Genomic DNA, 16,690 nt, shown 5'->3' on the forward strand with positions numbered 1-16,690 from the left:
GTCGGCATAGACCGGCGTAGCGATGGTTTTCACATTTAAAGCGCAGGCAAGGTAATTTATCCAGTGACAAGACCAGTGATAGTCATCCATGGCGGTGCCGGTGCTCTTGCGCGCCAAGCCATGAGTGGGGAACGGGAGCGGCAATATCGCGATGCCCTGGGCGTTATCGTCAGGCGCGGGCAGGAGATGCTGGCCCAAGGCGGCAGCGCCGTTGACGCCGTGACCGAAGCGGTGCGCCTGCTGGAAGAATGTCCGTTGTTCAACGCGGGCAAAGGGGCGGTATATACCCACCAGGGCGGGCATGAGCTGGACGCCGCCATCATGGACGGGAGCAACCGTGCCGCCGGCGCCGTCAGCGGCGTGTCTTGCATCCGCAATCCCATCCTGGCCGCCCGCGAGGTAATGGAACACAGTCCTCACGTCATGCTGATTGGCGCCGGCGCGGAATCTTTTGCTTTTGATCGGGGCCTTGAGCAGGTGGCGCCGGACTTCTTTGCTACGCCGGAGCGTTATGCCCAGTGGCAGCAGGCAGTGCAAAATGAAAGCGGTTCAGTGCTGGATCATGATTCGCCGGATCCTATCGATCCGGATCGCAAGCTCGGCACCGTGGGCGCGGTAGCCTGCGATGCATCCGGCCATGTCGCCGCCGCCACCTCTACAGGCGGTATGACCAACAAGCACGCCGGACGGGTGGGCGACTCGCCGATTATCGGCGCCGGCTGCTATGCTGACGACGCTACCGCCGCGGTCTCCTGCACCGGGACGGGTGAAATCTTTATCCGCGGCGTGGCCGCCTATGATTTGGCGGCGCAGATGGCTTATGGCGGCCGTACGCTGATTGACGCGGCCCAGCGGGTCATTTTCGAAAAAATCCAGCCTATGGGCGGGACCGGCGGTCTTATCGCCGTGGATCGCGCCGGCAACGTAGCGTTGCCTTTTAACGCCGAAGGCATGTACCGGGCCATCGGTTATGTCGACAGCGACATCCAGATCGGGATTTATCGCTGATGGCGCAGGACCTGGGGACGAGTCTCCAAGACAAGGCCACAGCCGATGGCGGTTTGGCGCTGGCCGGCCATCAGGTGCTGTCGGTGCGCGATCTCAGCGTGCATTTCAGCCATGAAAACCAGGTCATCGGCGCGGTGCGGGGCATCACTTTTGACGTTGGCCGGGGCGAAACGCTGGCGATTGTGGGGGAATCGGGCTCCGGCAAGTCGGTAACGGCGCTGTCGGTCATGCGGCTGGTGGAACTGGGGGGCGGTCGTATTGACAGCGGAACGCTGCTGTTTCGCCGCCGCAACGGCGAGGTGCTGGATCTGGCGCAGGCCAAGGCCTCCACGCTGCGGACCCTGCGGGGCGCCGACATGGCGATGATTTTTCAAGAACCGATGACCTCGCTGAACCCGGTTTTTCCGGTGGGGGAGCAAATCGCCGAATCCATCCGCCTGCATCAGGGCAAGGATCATCGCGGCGCGCGAGCCGAAGCGCTGCGCATGCTGGATCTGGTGCGCATTCCCAATGCCAGGAACATGCTTGACAGGTTTCCGCACCAGCTATCCGGCGGTATGCGCCAGCGGGTAATGATTGCCATCGCCCTATCATGCAAACCGGCGCTGCTTATCGCCGATGAACCCACCACCGCGCTGGACGTAACCATACAGGCGCAGATTCTGCAATTGATCCGCAGTCTGCAGCGGGAAATGCAGATGGGCGTAATCTTTATTACCCACGATATGGGGGTGGTTGCCGAAATGGCCGATCGGGTTTTGGTTATGTACCGGGGCAGCGATGTGGAATCGGCGTCGGTAAACCAGCTGTTCTCCGCGCCGCGCCACGCCTATACCCGGGCGCTGCTGGCGGCGGTGCCGAAGCTCGGCTCCATGGCCGGCCGCGATTTCCCGGCTAAATTTCCGCTGCTGAAAAGCTCGCCGGGGGCGGCGCCGGATGCTCAAGTCGTGGGACCCGGCGAACCGGTCCGGTCCGCAGAATTCACGCCGCTGCCCTTGCCGCCAGGCAGCCCATCACAGAGTGAAACAGGCCTGAATACTGATGGCATTGAACACGCGATCGGGGATGAAAGGCCGCAGAATACGGTACCGCCGGGCTCCTCCCCCATCCTGCAGGTGAAGGATCTGGTAGCGGGATTTGATCTGCGCGGCGGCATTTTCAACCGGGTCCGGCGGCGGGTGCACGCGGTGGAAAAGGTCAGCTTTTCCCTTTATCCCGGTGAAACCCTGGCTCTGGTGGGGGAATCCGGCTGCGGAAAATCCACCACCGGCCGCGCGTTGCTGCGCCTGGTGGAGAGCCAGAGCGGCGATATCATCTTTAACGGACAATCCATTATTTCAATGCAGGGTAACGCCCTGCAGCATTTGCGCCGGGATATCCAGTTTATCTTCCAGGACCCCTATGCCTCCCTCGATCCGCGGCTGACCGTAGGCTACTCCATCATGGAGCCGCTGCTGGTGCACGGCGTAGCGCAGGGAAAAGCGGCGCAGCAGCGGGTAGCAACCCTGCTGGAGCGGGTCGGCCTGCTGCCGGAACATGCCCAGCGCTATCCCCATGAATTTTCCGGCGGACAGCGCCAGCGCATCTGCATCGCCCGGGCGTTGGCCCTTAATCCCAAGGTGGTGATTGCCGATGAATCGGTTTCCGCCCTGGATGTGTCTATACAGGCGCAAATAATCAATCTGATGCTGGATTTGCAACGGGAATTCGGCATCGCGTTTTTATTTATTTCCCACGATATGGCGGTGGTGGAACGCATCAGCCACCGGGTCGCGGTGATGTACCTGGGACAAATCGTGGAAATTGGTCCGCGACGTGAGGTATTTGCCCATCCGCAGCATCCCTACACCCGTAAATTGATGTCCGCGGTGCCGGTGCCCGATCCTTCACGCCGCCGGCCTGAAAGTGCTTTATTGGTAGATGAAATTCCCAGCCCCGTCCGGGACCTGGGCGATGAACCCCTGGTTGCGCCGCTGGTCAAGGTGGGCGTCGGGCATTATGTTGCCCGTCACCCCGTTGGCGGCGCCTACTGACAAGGATCTTCATGGAGAACGAAACGTTATGACACAGCATAAAAACAAATGTCACTGGCTGGTGGCGGCGGCAGTATTGGCAGCCCTTTCTTCAGCGCCGGCATGGGCCGCCAAGGACGCGGTGATAGCGGTGGGATCCAATTTCACCAGCCTAGACCCCTATGACGCCAACGATACGTTGTCCCAGGCGGTGGCCAAATCCTTCTATGAAGGACTGTTCGGCTTCGATAAAGACATGAAGCAGGTGAATGTCCTGGCGGACAGTTATCAGGTCTCTCCCGACGGCCTGACCTATACCATCAAGCTGCGCACGGGCGTTAAATTCCAGGACGGCACCGACTTTAACGCCGCCGCGGTGAAGGCCAACCTGGATCGCGCCAGTAACCCGGATAATCATCTCAAGCGTTACAACCTGTTCAAGATGATTGATAAGACCGAGGCGGTTGATGCCGATACGGTAAAAATCACTTTGAAAACGCCGTTCTCGCCATTTATCAATAACCTGTCCCATCCGGCCGCGGCCATGATCTCTCCGGCGGCGCTGCAAAAATACGGCAAGGAGATCGGCTTCCATCCGGTGGGTACCGGTCCCTACGAATTCGTGGTCTGGAACCCCACCGATTTCGTGAAGGTTAAACGTTTCGACGGCTACTGGCAGAAAGGGGAGGCGAAACTGGACAGCATCACCTGGCGGCCGGTGGTGGATAACAACACCCGCGCCGCCATGCTGCAAACCGGTGAAGCCACCTTCGCCTACCCGGTACCCTACGAACAGGCCGCCGTGCTGGCGAAAAACAGCAAGCTGGATCTGGTCTCGGCCCCCTCTATCCTGCAGCGCTATATTAGCCTGAACGTGACGCAAAAGCCGTTTGACAACCTCAAGGTGCGCCAGGCCATCAACTATGCCATCAACAAAGATGCCCTGATCAAGGTCGCCTATGCCGGCTACGGCGTGCCGGCGCAAGGGCCGCTGCCGGCGGGGATAGATTATTCGGTGAAATACAAACCCTGGCCCTATGATCCGGCCAAGGCACGGGAACTGCTGAAAGAGGCGGGTTATCCCAACGGCTTCACCACCACCCTCTGGTCGTCCCATAATACCAGTACCTTTCAGAAAGCCCTGCAGTTCACGCAACAGCAGTTGGCCCAGGTGGGCATCAAAACCACGGTAACCGCCATGGATGCCGGCCAGCGCGCCGCCCAAGTGGAATCCAAAGGGGTTAATGAAACCGGCGTGCGCATGCTCTATACTGGCTGGTCGGCCTCAACCGGTGAGGCGGACTGGGCATTGACGCCGCTGTTCGCCACCCCGTCGGCGCCCCCGGCCATTTTTAATACTGCCTTTTACAGTAATCCCCAGGTGGATAAAGATCTGATCGATGCGCTGAAAACCACCGATCGCGGGGAAAAAACCCGTTTGTATAAAGACGCTCAGGATAAAATTTGGGCCGATGCCCCTTGGGTTTTCCTGCTCACTGAAAAGCTGCTTTACGCGCACAGTAAAAATCTCACCGGATTTTATGTGATGCCGGACAGCTCCTTTGATTTCACCCACGCCGACATGAAATAGCCCGCGCGCATGCTGAACTATTTTATCAAGCGTCTGCTGGGACTGGTGCCGACGCTGCTGATCGTGGCGGTGTTGGTGTTCCTGTTCGTCCACCTGCTGCCGGGGGATCCGGCCAGGCTGGTGGCGGGATCCAATGCCGACGCTTCGGTGGTGGCGCTGGTGCGGCAGGATTTGGGGCTGGACAGACCGTTGCCGGAGCAGTTTTTGCGGTTTTTCACCCGGGCATTACGCGGCGATTTCGGCCGGTCGCTGGTGTCGAAACGCCCGGTTAGCGAAGAGATCGCCTCCCGGTTTATGCCCACCTTCTGGCTGACGCTCACCAGCATGGTGTGGGCGGTGATTTTCGGCATGGCGCTGGGCATCGTTTCGGCGGTGTGGCGCAATCGCTGGCCGGATCGGATCGGCATGACGTTGGCGGTATCGGGCATCTCATTTCCCGCCTTTGCGCTGGGCATCCTGCTGATGCAGGTATTTTCGGTCTACCTCGGCTGGCTGCCCACCGTGGGGGCTGACAGTCTTAAGCATTATATTCTGCCTTCCATCACCCTGGGCGCGGCGGTGGCTTCCATTATGGCGCGATTTACCCGCGCTTCCTTTGTGGAAGTTATGCAGGAAGATTATATGCGCACCGCCCGCGCCAAAGGGGTGGGGGAATTCTGGGTAATCGTCAAGCACGGTTTACGCAACGCCATGATTCCGGTTATCACCATGATGGGTCTGCAGTTTGGTTTCCTGCTGGGGGGGTCCATTGTGGTGGAAGCGGTTTTCAACTGGCCCGGTTTGGGGCGTTTATTGGTGGATTCGGTGGAAATGCGCGACTATCCGGTGATCCAGGCCGAAGTGTTGCTGTTTTCCCTGGAATTTATTTTGATTAATTTACTGGTGGACATGCTATATGCCGCAATCAATCCGTCTATCCGGTACCATTAAGGGCTTGGAATGAAATTCTGGCGACGCGAGGCCGCCCTCGCGGCTATGCCGGTGATGTCTTCCCATCCCGTGCGCACACCCTGGCACGAGTTCTGGCGCCGGTTTAAACAACAGCCGCTGGCGCTGGCGGCGGGGATTTTTGTCGTGCTGCTGGTAGTCGTGGCCCTGCTTGCCCCCTGGCTCACGCCCTACGATGCGGAAAATTATTTTGATTACGACCGGCTGGATCAAGGCCCGACGCTGATTCACTGGCTGGGGGTGGATTCCCTGGGACGGGATATCTTCAGCCGTATTCTGATGGGCGCACGTATCTCCCTGGCGGCGGGATTCTTTTCGGTATTGCTGGGCATGGTAGTGGGCACCGCCCTCGGTCTGGTGGCCGGTTATTACGAGGGCTGGTACGATCGGCTGATTATGCGCATCTGCGACGTGCTGTTCGCGTTTCCCGGTATTCTGCTGGCCATTGCGGTGGTGGCTATCATGGGCAGCGGCATGACCAATGTGATTATTGCGGTGGCGATTTTCAGTATCCCGGCTTTCGCTCGCCTGGTGCGCGGCAATACGCTGGTATTAAAGCACCAGACCTTTATTGAATCCGCCCGCAGCATCGGCGCCCCGGATCGCACCATTATCCTGCGCCATATCCTGCCCGGCACGCTCTCATCCATCGTGGTCTATTTCACCATGCGCATCGGCACCTCCATCATCACCGCCGCCAGCCTGTCGTTTCTCGGCCTCGGCGCACAGCCGCCGATGCCGGAGTGGGGCGCCATGCTCAACGAAGCGCGGGCGGATATGGTCACGGCGCCCCATATCGCCATCTTCCCGAGCCTGGCGATATTTCTGACGGTGCTGGCTTTTAACCTGCTAGGTGACGGATTGCGGGATGCGCTGGACCCGAAGCTGAAAAGTTGACAAAGGAGATCCGCGTCAAAAATAAAAGCGGAATTCAATAAGGTGAAAGCCCCTATGGAAGTACGGATCCCAGCTCATTATTTCCCATCCCAGGCATCAATCATCTTGTCGCGAATCTTCAGCTTGTCCTGATCGCTTGCCGCAGAATACTCTTTAGACAGGCCATTCTCCCAGTCGCCATAGCTGGGATTGGGCAGCATGATATATCTATGGCCGAAATCGTCTTGATGACGATTGACGAAATCCCGGCGCTGGGTATTTAACTGATGATAAGGCTCGCCGCTGAAGTCATTGAGGTTATCGCCGACAAACACCGCGATATCATAGCCTTGTTTTTCCACATTGCTAAAACGATCCGTCTTATTGGTGCTGCCGCCGGCAGGTTTTAACAACAGCGTTTGCGGCGTGACGTCGGCAAAGCCCAAGGCCCTGAGGTTATCCACCGTAGCGCCGTAATCCTTCTGGTCGCGATTGGAGACATAAAAAATTTGCCCGCCGTGCTCATTGACGTAGTGGGAAAACTCCACCGCTCCGGGCAGCGCCTTGGCTTTACGCGCCTGGGTCCAGCGGCTCCAGCTGGCGTTGGTAAAGGGCTGGTGGTTTTTTATTTGCCAACCGGCGTAGGCGCTGTTGTCGATCATGGTTTCATCCAGATCCACCACCACGGCCTTTTTTAATCCTGGTTTGGGTCTCGCCTGATTAAAGGCCATTTCGGCGGCATTGAATGCTTGGTATGACAATGCGCTGTATTCGCCGGATTGCTGCATCCAGTTGACGGCGGATACCGTTTGATCGGCCAGCCGCTGTTGCGCCGTGCCGGCAACGGTTGACGGCTGCCGGGAAATGCATCCGCTGGCCGAAAGACTAAGGATAATAATGGCGAGGCCGGATTTTAAAGTATGCATTGCCACTCCTTATTTCATTCCTGCTGCAACGCCCCTCTTTATCCGGGCGGTTACGAGGGCTTTGAACCAGCCTTATTGGAGGACAAATGTGTCCCCCTCGTTGGGGTAGTCATGATGTTAATAATATTTATCATAATCATAAATTAATTAGCAATATGCAATTCATTAATTTTAAAGCAAAAAAATAACTGTCCGTGACGGCTTGGCTCAATTGCCATTCCCCTTATACCGATACGGCGGCAGAGAGCCCTCTATGTCCAACCGCTTTGTCAGTTAATGTAAAACTGGCAAACCTTCATCGCGTAACCTCCGGGTCATTTCTACGCTTAATCAGGAATCCTATGAGGGAGATAATCACATGCGAAGGATATTCGCCTGGCTGCTGTCGGTGGGACTGCTTTTGACGAGCGGGCAGGGAAGGGCGGCCGAAACGCGGGTTACATCGATATTGACGGGCCTGGACCACCCCTGGTCGCTGGCTTTTTTGCCCCTGGATGAAGGACTATTGATCACGGAGCGGCCCGGCAGGCTCCGCTATTGGCAGCCCGGGCAGCCCTTATCGGCGCCTATCGACGGGATTCCCTCTGTCTATACCCATGGACAAGGAGGGCTGTTTGACGTATTGCCGGCCCCCGACTTCGCTCAAACGCGGCGTGTTTATCTAAGCTTTGCCGAGCAGGGAAAAAATGATGCCGGAACGGCGGTGGGGTATGGCCGTTTATCGGAAGACCATCACAGGCTGACGGATTTCAAAGTCATCTTTCGCCAACAGCCTAAGCTCTCCAGCGGCGAGCATTTCGGCGGTCGTCTGGTTTTTGATCGGGAGGGATTTCTATTTATCAGCCTGGGTGAAAACAACCGTCGTCCTACCGCGCAGGATCTCACCAAGCATCAGGGCAAAATCGTGCGTTTGACCGGTGAAGGCGACATACCGCCGGACAATCCCTTCGTACATGATGAGAACGCCCGGCCGGAAATATGGTCGCTGGGGCATCGTAATCCCCAAGGGCTGGCGCTTAACCCTTGGACTGGCGTGGTATGGGAAAATGAGCACGGGCCAAAGGGAGGAGATGAAGTGAATATCATCTCCAAAGGGGCCAACTTCGGCTGGCCCATCGCTACCTATGGTATCAATTATTCCGGCTTGAAAATACCCGAAGCGCAGGGCGGGGCAGTGGCTGGAACCGTACAGCCCGTGTGGTATTGGCAAAAATCCCCGGCGGTGAGCGGCATGGCATTTTACGATGCGGACCGTTTCCCTTCCTGGCAGCATTCTTTGTTTATCGGGGCACTGAAGCAGCAGGCGTTGATACGGTTAACGCTGGATGGAGATAAGGTGGCGTCAGAGGAACGTTTGCTGGAGGCGCGGGGCAAACGTATTCGTGACGTGCGGGTCGGTCCGGACGGTTATGTCTATGTGCTGACGGATGAGCGCAAAGGGGAATTGCTTCGGTTGGAACTGGAATAATCTTGTCCCGGACGCCGGGGCGCCCGGTATAATGTCAGGTATGCGGTATCATGACTCGGGCTTGAAAGGCGGGCCTGGCCGAAACGGCGTCGTACCAATGCTGTAAATGCGTGCGCGGCTTGCGATGGATACTCATATTGAACCAATGATAGGCATAGCAGCCGATGGGGATATCGCCGATACCAAAACCGCTGCCGGAAAAATAAGGCTGTTTTTCCAGCGCGTTCTCGGCAATATCAAATAACAGCTCGCAGCGTTTGATGCCGGCAATTGAGAGCTTCTGATCACGAAGGTTCCCCTTTCCAGGGCCGGCATTGCTCAATAATGGCTCCAGTGCCGGCGCCAAACTGGATAGAACCCAATCCATCCATTTTTCGGCGGCGGCGCGTACCGATGCATCCGTCAGCAACCAGGTGCTCTGGCCGTATCGGGCCGCTAAGTAACGTACGATGGTATGGGATTCCCATAATACCAGGTCATTTTCATCGTCCTGCAGGCAAGGCACCAGGCCGTTAGGATTGAGGGAAAGAAAAATAGGATCATTAACCTTGCCATGTACGCCTCCGGCGGGAATGGCAGTGTAGGTAAGAGCAAGTTCTGCGGCACACCACAACACTTTTTTAACATTTATCGAGTTTTCATGTCCCCAGATCGTCAGCATCGCGCCCTCTCAGTATCAAACGTTATTGACGATAGTTCTTTGTGGTTAATGCCTTGCCGTAAGACGTCCATAAAGGCAGTAACTGCTCGCTTAATCTTATATGTTCCATCGATTTTTGGGTTAATTTTAGAATAACCGGTATGCGTTATCCCTCCATATGGTGTTATTGGCTGTTTTTATGCTTGATGTTTGAATATTTACCTGAAAAATTAATTAATATAATAATGATATTTTATATAAAAGCTTCTTACTGGTATTTTGTATTAGAGCTGACCGCTAAGCAAAGAACAAGATAGGCCTTTATGATATTTAAGATTCAATCATCAGATGAAAGGCCGGGATCACATTTTCTTTATCCAGAAAAATCGTTTTCATGAGCTTGATGAGAATGGTAAGTACGATATTGTTATTCTTTTGCATCGTCCCCCATCCGGCCGCGGCGGTGTATTTGATTAGGGAGAATTCCGCGCAAGCGGAAGTGCTATATATCTGATCTATGCCTTTCTTTTACTGCCGCTGCTAGTGAGAGATCTCTGATAGGGAGGACGGCCAAGCTGCTTTCAATCATAGGCGGGCCGCCGTCGGGAATTCCGCCGGATATCATCCAACGGCATTTATGATGGCAAAATAGCGTGCTGCGCCGCATCGATACCGTGGTGAGAACCTCATCCGTTCCGTGCCGTTGGTTAACCCGCCGGTTGCGTTATTACCGTTGACGCAGTTTTTGCTGGGGAATACCATTGGCCTCATTGCCACTGGGATGATGTCGATCGGCGTCACATCAGGACACAAAAATGCTGAAAATGAGTTCTTGATGCGGCAAAGTTAAGGGGTATTGAATAAACTCAACCAACTGGAACATGATTCCTACATCCTGAAAGCTGTTTATCAGGTTGCTACGCTCAATCCACTACCGTGAGTAACGCGGTAACCATTTTATTTTGAATGGATACTCTGGCCACGTCATGAAGAATTTCGCTCTCCCACATAAATGTCATGGGCTTACCCTCGGCGCCCTGTTGGTGTTCACCGTTCCGGCCGCCCAGGCGGAGACGGCGCCCGGTGTGCCGCAAATCAATGCCAAGGCCTATATACTGATGGATTACCAAAGCGGCACCGTTTTGGCGGAATCCAATGCCGATCAGCGCCTTGATCCCGCCAGCCTGACCAAGATCATGGCGAGTTATGTCATCGGCCAGGCCATCAAGGCCGGGAAGATTACCCAGCAAGATAAAGTCACCATCGGCAAAGATGCCTGGGCCACCGGCAATCCGGAATTGCGCGGTTCCTCTTTAATGTTTCTAAAGCCCGGCGAACAGGTTTCGGTAGCCGATTTGAACAACGGGGTGGTTATTCAATCCGGTAATGACGCCAGCATCGCCTTGGCGGACTATGTCGCCGGCAGCCAGGATGCGTTTGTCAGCCTGATGAATAAATATGTCGATGCCCTTGGCCTGAAAAATACCCACTTTATGACCGTCCATGGTCTGGATGCCGAAGGACAATACAGCACCGCGCGGGATATGGCCTTGCTGAGCCAGGCGTTGATTCAGGACGCACCGGATGAGTATGCGCTGCATAAGCAGAAAGAATTCACCTACAATAAAATCAAGCAATTGAACCGTAATCGTCTTCTTTGGGACGGTAATCTGAATGTGGACGGTATCAAAACCGGCTATACCGACGGCGCGGGTCACAGTCTGGTGGCCTCGGCCACCGACAGCGGAATGCGGCTGATTTCAGTCGTGCTGGGCGCTCCCACCGACAGCGTGCGCTTTCGCGAGAGCGAGAAGCTGCTGACCTGGGGATTCCGCTTTTATGAGACGGCGACGCCGATTACTGCGGCTCATGCCTTTACCCGGCAGCGGGTATGGTTCGGCGATCGCAGCGAAGTGGATCTCGGTGTCGCCAAGGATGCTTCCGTAACGTTGCCCAAGGGTCAGATGAAAGGTTTGAAAGCATCCTTCACGTTAAACTCACCCTATCTGGAAGCGCCGCTGTCGCGCCATCAGGTAGTGGGCACCATCGATTTCCAGTTAGACGGCAAAGTGATTGCGCAACGACCGTTGGTGGTGATGGATGAGGTGCAGCGCGGCGGATTTTTCCGTAACATCTGGGATTGGTTCCTGCAAAAACTGCACAGCTGGTTTGGGTTTGCCATGCGCTGATCAATAAAAACCTCCCCACGGGGAGGTTTCAGCCGGTTGACAGACGTTTTACAGCAGCTTATAAATAATCGCCGTCAAGGCAACAAATCCTACTCCCCAGACAAAATAATTGCTTGCCGCACCGCGGTAACGGGCCAATGCCGGAACTTTTTGAATAGCATACATCGGCAGCAGGAACAGCAGCATGGCTATGACGGGACCGCCCAGGGTTTCGATAATTCCCAGAATACTGGGATTGTAGGTTGCCGCCAGCCAGGCGGTGATAAGCATAAAACCGCCGGTCAGCCTATTCACCGTGTTTGGATGAACTGTTTTGCCGCACTTATGTATTGATTTGGCAAGCAGTCCGGAAAATCCCTCGCTGGCTCCCAGATAGTGGCCGAGAAAGGACTTGGCTATCGCCACGGATGCCACCAGTGGTGCCAATAACCCGATATAGGGATTATTGAAATGATTGGCCAGGAAAGTGAGTATTGAAATATTTTGCGCTTTGGCGTCGGCCATGTGCGCCGGTGTTAAGCTCAATACACAGCTAAAGACAAAAAATATGACGGTCAACACCATAAGAATATTGCTGAAGAACAATATCCTCGAGCACTTCTGCTCGGCGTGGTCGCCGTATTCGCCGCGTTTTGCCATGGCAAACGAAGAAATAATAGGTGAATGATTAAAAGAAAATACCAGTACGGGTATGGCCAGCCACAGGGTGTTGATTAAGCCGCCCTGGCCTGCGCCTGCGGTTAATAACGGCTGGTGGAATATATCGGCGTTCCAGTGAGGAATCAGGAATACCGCCAGAAACATCAATACCGCCACGAAGGGAAAGACCAGGATGCCCATTACCCTGACGATAATATCTTTGCCTAACCGGACAATGCTCATCAGACCCACGAGTAGAATGAGAGCCAATAATGCGCGTGGCGGAGCGGCAAGATGCAGTTGGTATGTGATGACATTTTCGACGGTATTGGTGATCGCCACGCTATACACCAGTAAAATGGGATAGATGGCAAAGAAATAAAGTAGCGTGATGATATTACCGGCAAGAGAACCAAAGTGTTGCTCAACGACGTCGGTAATATTGTTGCATTCCGGCTTACCTGACAGGATGAGGCGGCACAAGCCCCGATGGGCATAAAACGTCATGGGAAAAGCGAGTATCGACATAATAAGTAAAGGCAATAAACCGCCGATGCCCGCATTGATTGGTAGAAACAGTACGCCGGCCCCAATTGCCGTGCCGTAAAGGCCCAGCATCCAGACCGAATCTGATTTGCGCCACTGCATGGCCGTTCTGTGACGGACCACCGTAACAGAAGTAGCTTGCGTTGTATCCATTAATTCTCCGAAAAAAAGACCAGGTAGTGGGGTTAACGGCTCACTTGAGCCAGTGCATATATCACCCTTCGTCCTATTATGGCGAAAGGATAAAGTTACAAATAAGCAATCATCAAAACCGGATTAAATTTGATATCCCGCCTGTATAATATATCCTTTAAGTCGGATATTCATGCATAAAAGTGTTTTTTTTGAGCCTGATCGGTTATTTTACGGCAATCATGAAGGCTGCTGTTTACTATTAATCAGAGGGATTTATCTGTATCTATAAGAGAATGTTGTTTTGTGATGGGGATTTGATCTTGTTATTATAAATTCATCATGCTTTATCTTATCACTTTATGCTGTAATTTCGCTGGGTTACCATTCGAGTCTATAAAAAAATGATAATGGTATATTATTTAATTAATAATTATTTTCAATAAGCATTGATAAGAGCTCGCTATGCATAAGAGTCAATGCATCTTATACAGTATACTATTACACTATAGGTTCATAATTAGTTAGGTTATTAACTTATTACTTTAGAATAGACATTGGTTCAAATAAAAAACCATTTTTGTCTCGGAACAATATCCTCTTAATGGCATGATATGGTTTATTTTGCCGCCAAACATTTTGACACAGACGTTTCCCGCGCCGCGTATATGCAAAAAGCCTTCCGAAAGAAGGCAAACCTGAACAAACGTGACGGTCATCTGCGGTAAACCGGGGATGGGTGAAAATGTTGCGGACAATAAAAAACCCGAAAGTCTTGAACCTAAGAAGGCGGGACGATCGGGCTCCTCAATTTGGGGACATCAAAGAAAAGCAGTGGCACTAATTCAGACTCTATAAGGCAAAGAAAGTTCTTGATCACGGAAAATTTTTTTGTTCACAAAGTAAACATCTCTTACTCTTTGTCTCAACCAGCCATTATGACGGATAATTTATCCCGTGGCTGCAAGAGGTGTCCTGCCCGCATAAGCGAAGCCGGAAAAGCGCCGGTATGGCGGGTGCGCAATCCCTTGCCGTTCGTCTCGGCGTGCCGGCAGGCGTGGTGATAGTTGACCATCGTTAATGTAACGGTTTACCGTCGACATCCTCCGGTAGTAAGAAAAAACTGAATCTTTCTTTTCTGTGGCCCGTCCGGAGAAACCGGAAATGCATAATCCGCCTTTTAAAACTCTTTCATGTTCACGAAATGAGTAGGGCGGCGCACTAATTCTTTTTATTGAAAAATATCTTTGGAATGACGCATTTGTAGAAAATAGCGGGGTTTTATTTATTCAGTCCGGGAGATTTACTTCCCATATTCACTAACAAAGTGTCTTCGCCTTTTAACATATCCGATACGTTAATATTCACGAATGATAACTATATTGTTACCAGCAACTATTTGATATTAATGAATTTATCCGGTATATTCATTTTTATAAAACATGGGTCCATTTCATATATTTACAGCGGGTTATTAGCCGTGGCCCCACTAAGGACGTAGCGCCATCCATAAAGATCTCCTCCGCTGCATTTCGCCGGGAAGAACCGATCTTTTTTCTGATTATGATTGTTTAGGCTAGGCCGAAGATCATGATTTCTTTTTTTCGTTAAACAAAGGTATTCATGGATTCTCCCACTGGGGATAGGTAGCTGGATAAACGACGGGGAGGAAAATGGCGATGAAACGGCTAAGGGTTGGAACCATAAGCAGTGCTGTACTATTTCTTGTGGTTTTTGCCAGTCAAGAGAGCGGGCTCATTGTATTGAATGAAAGACACCAGGGCGCGGCGCTGGGGTTTTTACTGTACTTGCTGCCGGGAATCGTCGGCGGTCTGCTGTCTCGCGGCAGTAAAATCACTTGTCCGCTGCTGGGCGCCTTACTGGTATCGCCGTTATGCCTGCTGCTTTTCAATGTAAGCAACCAGCTGCATTATTCCCTGTGGTACCAGGTGACGTATTTGTTAAGCGCGATATTCTGGTGTGCCTGCGGCGCGCTGGTGTGTTTTTTTGCCAGCGAAATCTTCAAACGCCATACCCTGCTGTAAGCGGCATACATGGCTTTCAGATTGCTGTTATATCCCAAATAATCCGTGTCGCAATAAAGCCAGGACATTCGCAGCTTGAAATATGAGGGGATATAAACGTCTTTGGAACCAAAGCGGCGGGGCGCGAGGACAACCACTACGGGCCGGTAAGGCCGGCCCGGGGAAGTGTCGTTTATTGCTGATATAAACTGAGGTTTTCTTTAGCGTAGGCTTCAAAATCCGTACAGCCGCCGATATGAACCTGATCGACGAAAATTTGCGGCACGGTTTCCACCGGTTTACCTACGGTTTTCGACAGGTCCGCTTTGGAAATGCCTTCGGCGTGGATATCGACGTAACGGTAAGAGAAGTCATCCCGTTCAACAGTCAGTTTTTCAGCCAACTCTTTAGCGCGCACACAATAAGGGCAGCCCGGACGTCCGAAAATGACAGCAAACATATTCACTCCTTAACGTATAAAATGACAATCGAAACGAATCAATGAAAGTTGTTACGCTTCTTGTTGCCGTTTACTATGCCTGTGACCGGCGTCAAAAAAAAGCAGTAATTACCTTTCAGTTTAATGCCCCGTTCCTATCTAAAATGCCGCGACGCTGTTTTTAGCTCCCAGGCAAAACATTGCTCGACCGAAACCTACCCGCGGATTATTATCAACCGGATTATGACCAGAAAGCAGGGTACTGTGTGAAAATAGCCATTTTATCCCGGGACGGTTCCCTTTTTTCATGCAGGCGGTTACGGGAAGCCGCCGAAGCCGGCCGCCATAGCGTGGATATCATCGATCCGCTCTCTTGCTACATGAATATCAATTGTGACGCGCCGTCCGTTCACTACCAGGGCAGGCGCCTGGCGCCCTATGATGCCGTGATCCCCCGCATCGGTACCGCCATTACCTTTTACGGAACGGCGGTGTTGCGCCAGTTTGAAATGCTGGGCAGCTATGCCCTTAATAATTCCGCCGCCATTACCAGGGCGAGGGATAAGCTGCATTCACTGCAATTACTGGCGAAAGAAGGCATAGATTTACCGGTGACCGGCTTTGCCGATTCACCCGACGATACCGGAGATTTGATTGAAATGGTCGGCGGCGCCCCGCTGGTGGTGAAATTGGTGGAAGGCACCCAGGGGATAGGCGTGGTCCTGGCGGAAACCCCTCAGGCCGCTAAAAGCGTGATCGATGCGTTTCGGGGTCTGAAAGCACAGTTCTTGGTACAGGAGTATGTGCATGAGGCGCAAGGACGCGATATCCGCTGCCTGGTCATCGGCAACCAGGTGGTGGCGGCTATCGAGCGCCAGGCTCAGCCGGGGGACTTCCGCTCCAATTTGCATCGGGGCGGTACGGCCCATAAGGTGGTCATAACCCCGGCAGAACGGGCCATTGCGATAAAAGCGGTTGCTACCCTGGGCCTGGAAATCGCCGGTGTGGATATTCTGCGCGCCGAGCGCGGCCCGCTGGTAATGGAAGTGAACGCGTCGCCGGGGCTGGAGGGGGTGGAAACCGCCACCGGCATCGATATCGCAGGCATGATGATCCGCCATATCGAACAGCATGGACAACGGCGGTTGCTGTCTGCGCCGTCACGTTGATTAGCACTGCCGGTATTTTAGGATTTTGCCCCGTTTGACTGCCGTTAAAAAAGAATTGGGGTCAAATAATGCCCGCTAATCAT

Annotated in this window: 13 protein-coding genes; 9 read left to right on the top strand and 4 right to left on the bottom strand. The window is 53.5% G+C overall.

Annotation, left to right across the window (positions count from 1 at the left end; all coding sequences use genetic code 11):
- Positions 1 to 63 precede the first annotated feature (63 nt).
- From ACL2XO_RS09400 to gsiD, 5 genes are read left to right on the top strand one after another with little or no spacing between them, the layout of a single operon-like run.
- Positions 64 to 1,008, top strand: coding sequence for an isoaspartyl peptidase/L-asparaginase family protein (locus tag ACL2XO_RS09400; protein WP_413723762.1), 945 nt, complete (start codon positions 64 to 66; stop codon positions 1,006 to 1,008).
- The gene (locus ACL2XO_RS09405; protein ID WP_413742588.1) at positions 1,008 to 3,041 is read left to right on the top strand and encodes a dipeptide ABC transporter ATP-binding protein; all 2,034 of its coding nucleotides are present in this window, start codon (positions 1,008 to 1,010) and stop codon (positions 3,039 to 3,041) included. Before ACL2XO_RS09400 ends, ACL2XO_RS09405 begins: the two co-directional genes overlap by 1 nt.
- 28 nt (positions 3,042 to 3,069) lie before the next feature.
- Positions 3,070 to 4,611 (top strand): glutathione ABC transporter substrate-binding protein GsiB, encoded by a 1,542-nt coding sequence (gene gsiB / locus ACL2XO_RS09410; RefSeq protein WP_413723764.1) that lies wholly within the window; start codon positions 3,070 to 3,072, stop codon positions 4,609 to 4,611.
- Positions 4,612 to 4,620: 9 nt separating this feature from the next.
- Positions 4,621 to 5,541, top strand: coding sequence for a glutathione ABC transporter permease GsiC (gene gsiC / locus ACL2XO_RS09415; protein ID WP_413723765.1), 921 nt, complete (start codon positions 4,621 to 4,623; stop codon positions 5,539 to 5,541).
- Positions 5,542 to 5,550: 9 nt separating this feature from the next.
- Positions 5,551 to 6,456 carry a glutathione ABC transporter permease GsiD gene (gene gsiD / locus ACL2XO_RS09420; RefSeq protein WP_413723766.1) on the top strand — a complete coding sequence of 302 codons (906 nt, stop codon included), beginning with the start codon at positions 5,551 to 5,553 and terminating at the stop codon, positions 6,454 to 6,456.
- Between the two features lie 77 nt (positions 6,457 to 6,533).
- Here gsiD and ACL2XO_RS09425 read toward each other — a convergent pair whose 3' ends face one another.
- Positions 6,534 to 7,361 carry a 5'-nucleotidase, lipoprotein e(P4) family gene (locus tag ACL2XO_RS09425; RefSeq protein ID WP_413742589.1) on the bottom strand — a complete coding sequence of 276 codons (828 nt, stop codon included), beginning with the start codon at positions 7,359 to 7,361 and terminating at the stop codon, positions 6,534 to 6,536.
- A 358-nt stretch (positions 7,362 to 7,719) separates the two neighbouring features.
- Between ACL2XO_RS09425 and ACL2XO_RS09430 the strand changes: the two genes are divergently transcribed.
- Positions 7,720 to 8,829 (top strand): PQQ-dependent sugar dehydrogenase, encoded by a 1,110-nt coding sequence (locus ACL2XO_RS09430; RefSeq protein ID WP_413723768.1) that lies wholly within the window; start codon positions 7,720 to 7,722, stop codon positions 8,827 to 8,829.
- Positions 8,830 to 8,863: 34 nt separating this feature from the next.
- Here the strand turns inward: ACL2XO_RS09430 and ACL2XO_RS09435 are convergent, their stop codons facing one another.
- Entirely contained in the window at positions 8,864 to 9,490 is a 627-nt protein-coding gene (locus ACL2XO_RS09435; protein WP_413723769.1) for a glutathione S-transferase family protein, read from the bottom strand.
- A 965-nt stretch (positions 9,491 to 10,455) separates the two neighbouring features.
- Between ACL2XO_RS09435 and ACL2XO_RS09440 the strand changes: the two genes are divergently transcribed.
- Positions 10,456 to 11,658 (top strand): serine hydrolase, encoded by a 1,203-nt coding sequence (locus tag ACL2XO_RS09440; protein WP_413723770.1) that lies wholly within the window; start codon positions 10,456 to 10,458, stop codon positions 11,656 to 11,658.
- Positions 11,659 to 11,706: 48 nt separating this feature from the next.
- On the opposite strand, the gene ACL2XO_RS09445 is transcribed toward ACL2XO_RS09440, so the two are convergent.
- On the bottom strand, positions 11,707 to 12,996 hold the full coding sequence (locus ACL2XO_RS09445) for an aromatic amino acid transport family protein (RefSeq protein ID WP_413723771.1): 1,290 nt from the start codon (positions 12,994 to 12,996) through the stop codon (positions 11,707 to 11,709).
- A gap of 1,658 nt (positions 12,997 to 14,654) precedes the next feature.
- Here ACL2XO_RS09445 and ybjM point away from each other — a divergent pair.
- Positions 14,655 to 15,020, top strand: coding sequence for an inner membrane protein YbjM (ybjM, locus tag ACL2XO_RS09450; protein ID WP_413723772.1), 366 nt, complete (start codon positions 14,655 to 14,657; stop codon positions 15,018 to 15,020).
- 172 nt (positions 15,021 to 15,192) lie between these two features.
- On the opposite strand, the gene ACL2XO_RS09455 is transcribed toward ybjM, so the two are convergent.
- Complete coding sequence (locus tag ACL2XO_RS09455; protein ID WP_132922682.1) at positions 15,193 to 15,459, bottom strand: GrxA family glutaredoxin; 267 nt, start codon at positions 15,457 to 15,459, stop codon at positions 15,193 to 15,195.
- A 245-nt stretch (positions 15,460 to 15,704) separates the two neighbouring features.
- Here ACL2XO_RS09455 and rimK point away from each other — a divergent pair, with 245 nt between their 5' ends.
- On the top strand, positions 15,705 to 16,607 hold the full coding sequence (gene rimK, locus ACL2XO_RS09460; RefSeq protein ID WP_413742590.1) for a 30S ribosomal protein S6--L-glutamate ligase: 903 nt from the start codon (positions 15,705 to 15,707) through the stop codon (positions 16,605 to 16,607).
- Positions 16,608 to 16,690 lie beyond the last annotated feature (83 nt).

The sequence above is a fragment of the Sodalis sp. RH15 genome (assembly GCF_047324255.1).
GTDB lineage: Bacteria > Pseudomonadota > Gammaproteobacteria > Enterobacterales > Enterobacteriaceae > Acerihabitans > Acerihabitans ligni.

Excerpts from the sequence above, each read along its gene's own strand:
- ACL2XO_RS09425 (WP_413742589.1), bottom strand. The coding sequence starts at position 7,361 with ATGCATACTTTAAAATCCGGCCTCGCCATTATTATCCTTAGTCTTTCG.
- gsiC (WP_413723765.1), top strand. The coding sequence starts at position 4,621 with ATGCTGAACTATTTTATCAAGCGTCTGCTGGGACTGGTGCCGACGCTG.
- ACL2XO_RS09440 (WP_413723770.1), top strand. The coding sequence starts at position 10,456 with ATGAAGAATTTCGCTCTCCCACATAAATGTCATGGGCTTACCCTCGGC.
- ACL2XO_RS09405 (WP_413742588.1), top strand. The coding sequence starts at position 1,008 with ATGGCGCAGGACCTGGGGACGAGTCTCCAAGACAAGGCCACAGCCGAT.
- gsiB (WP_413723764.1), top strand. The coding sequence starts at position 3,070 with ATGACACAGCATAAAAACAAATGTCACTGGCTGGTGGCGGCGGCAGTA.
- ACL2XO_RS09455 (WP_132922682.1), bottom strand. The coding sequence starts at position 15,459 with ATGTTTGCTGTCATTTTCGGACGTCCGGGCTGCCCTTATTGTGTGCGC.
- ybjM (WP_413723772.1), top strand. The coding sequence starts at position 14,655 with ATGAAACGGCTAAGGGTTGGAACCATAAGCAGTGCTGTACTATTTCTT.
- ACL2XO_RS09435 (WP_413723769.1), bottom strand. The coding sequence starts at position 9,490 with ATGCTGACGATCTGGGGACATGAAAACTCGATAAATGTTAAAAAAGTG.
- gsiD (WP_413723766.1), top strand. The coding sequence starts at position 5,551 with ATGAAATTCTGGCGACGCGAGGCCGCCCTCGCGGCTATGCCGGTGATG.
- ACL2XO_RS09430 (WP_413723768.1), top strand. The coding sequence starts at position 7,720 with ATGCGAAGGATATTCGCCTGGCTGCTGTCGGTGGGACTGCTTTTGACG.
- ACL2XO_RS09445 (WP_413723771.1), bottom strand. The coding sequence starts at position 12,996 with ATGGATACAACGCAAGCTACTTCTGTTACGGTGGTCCGTCACAGAACG.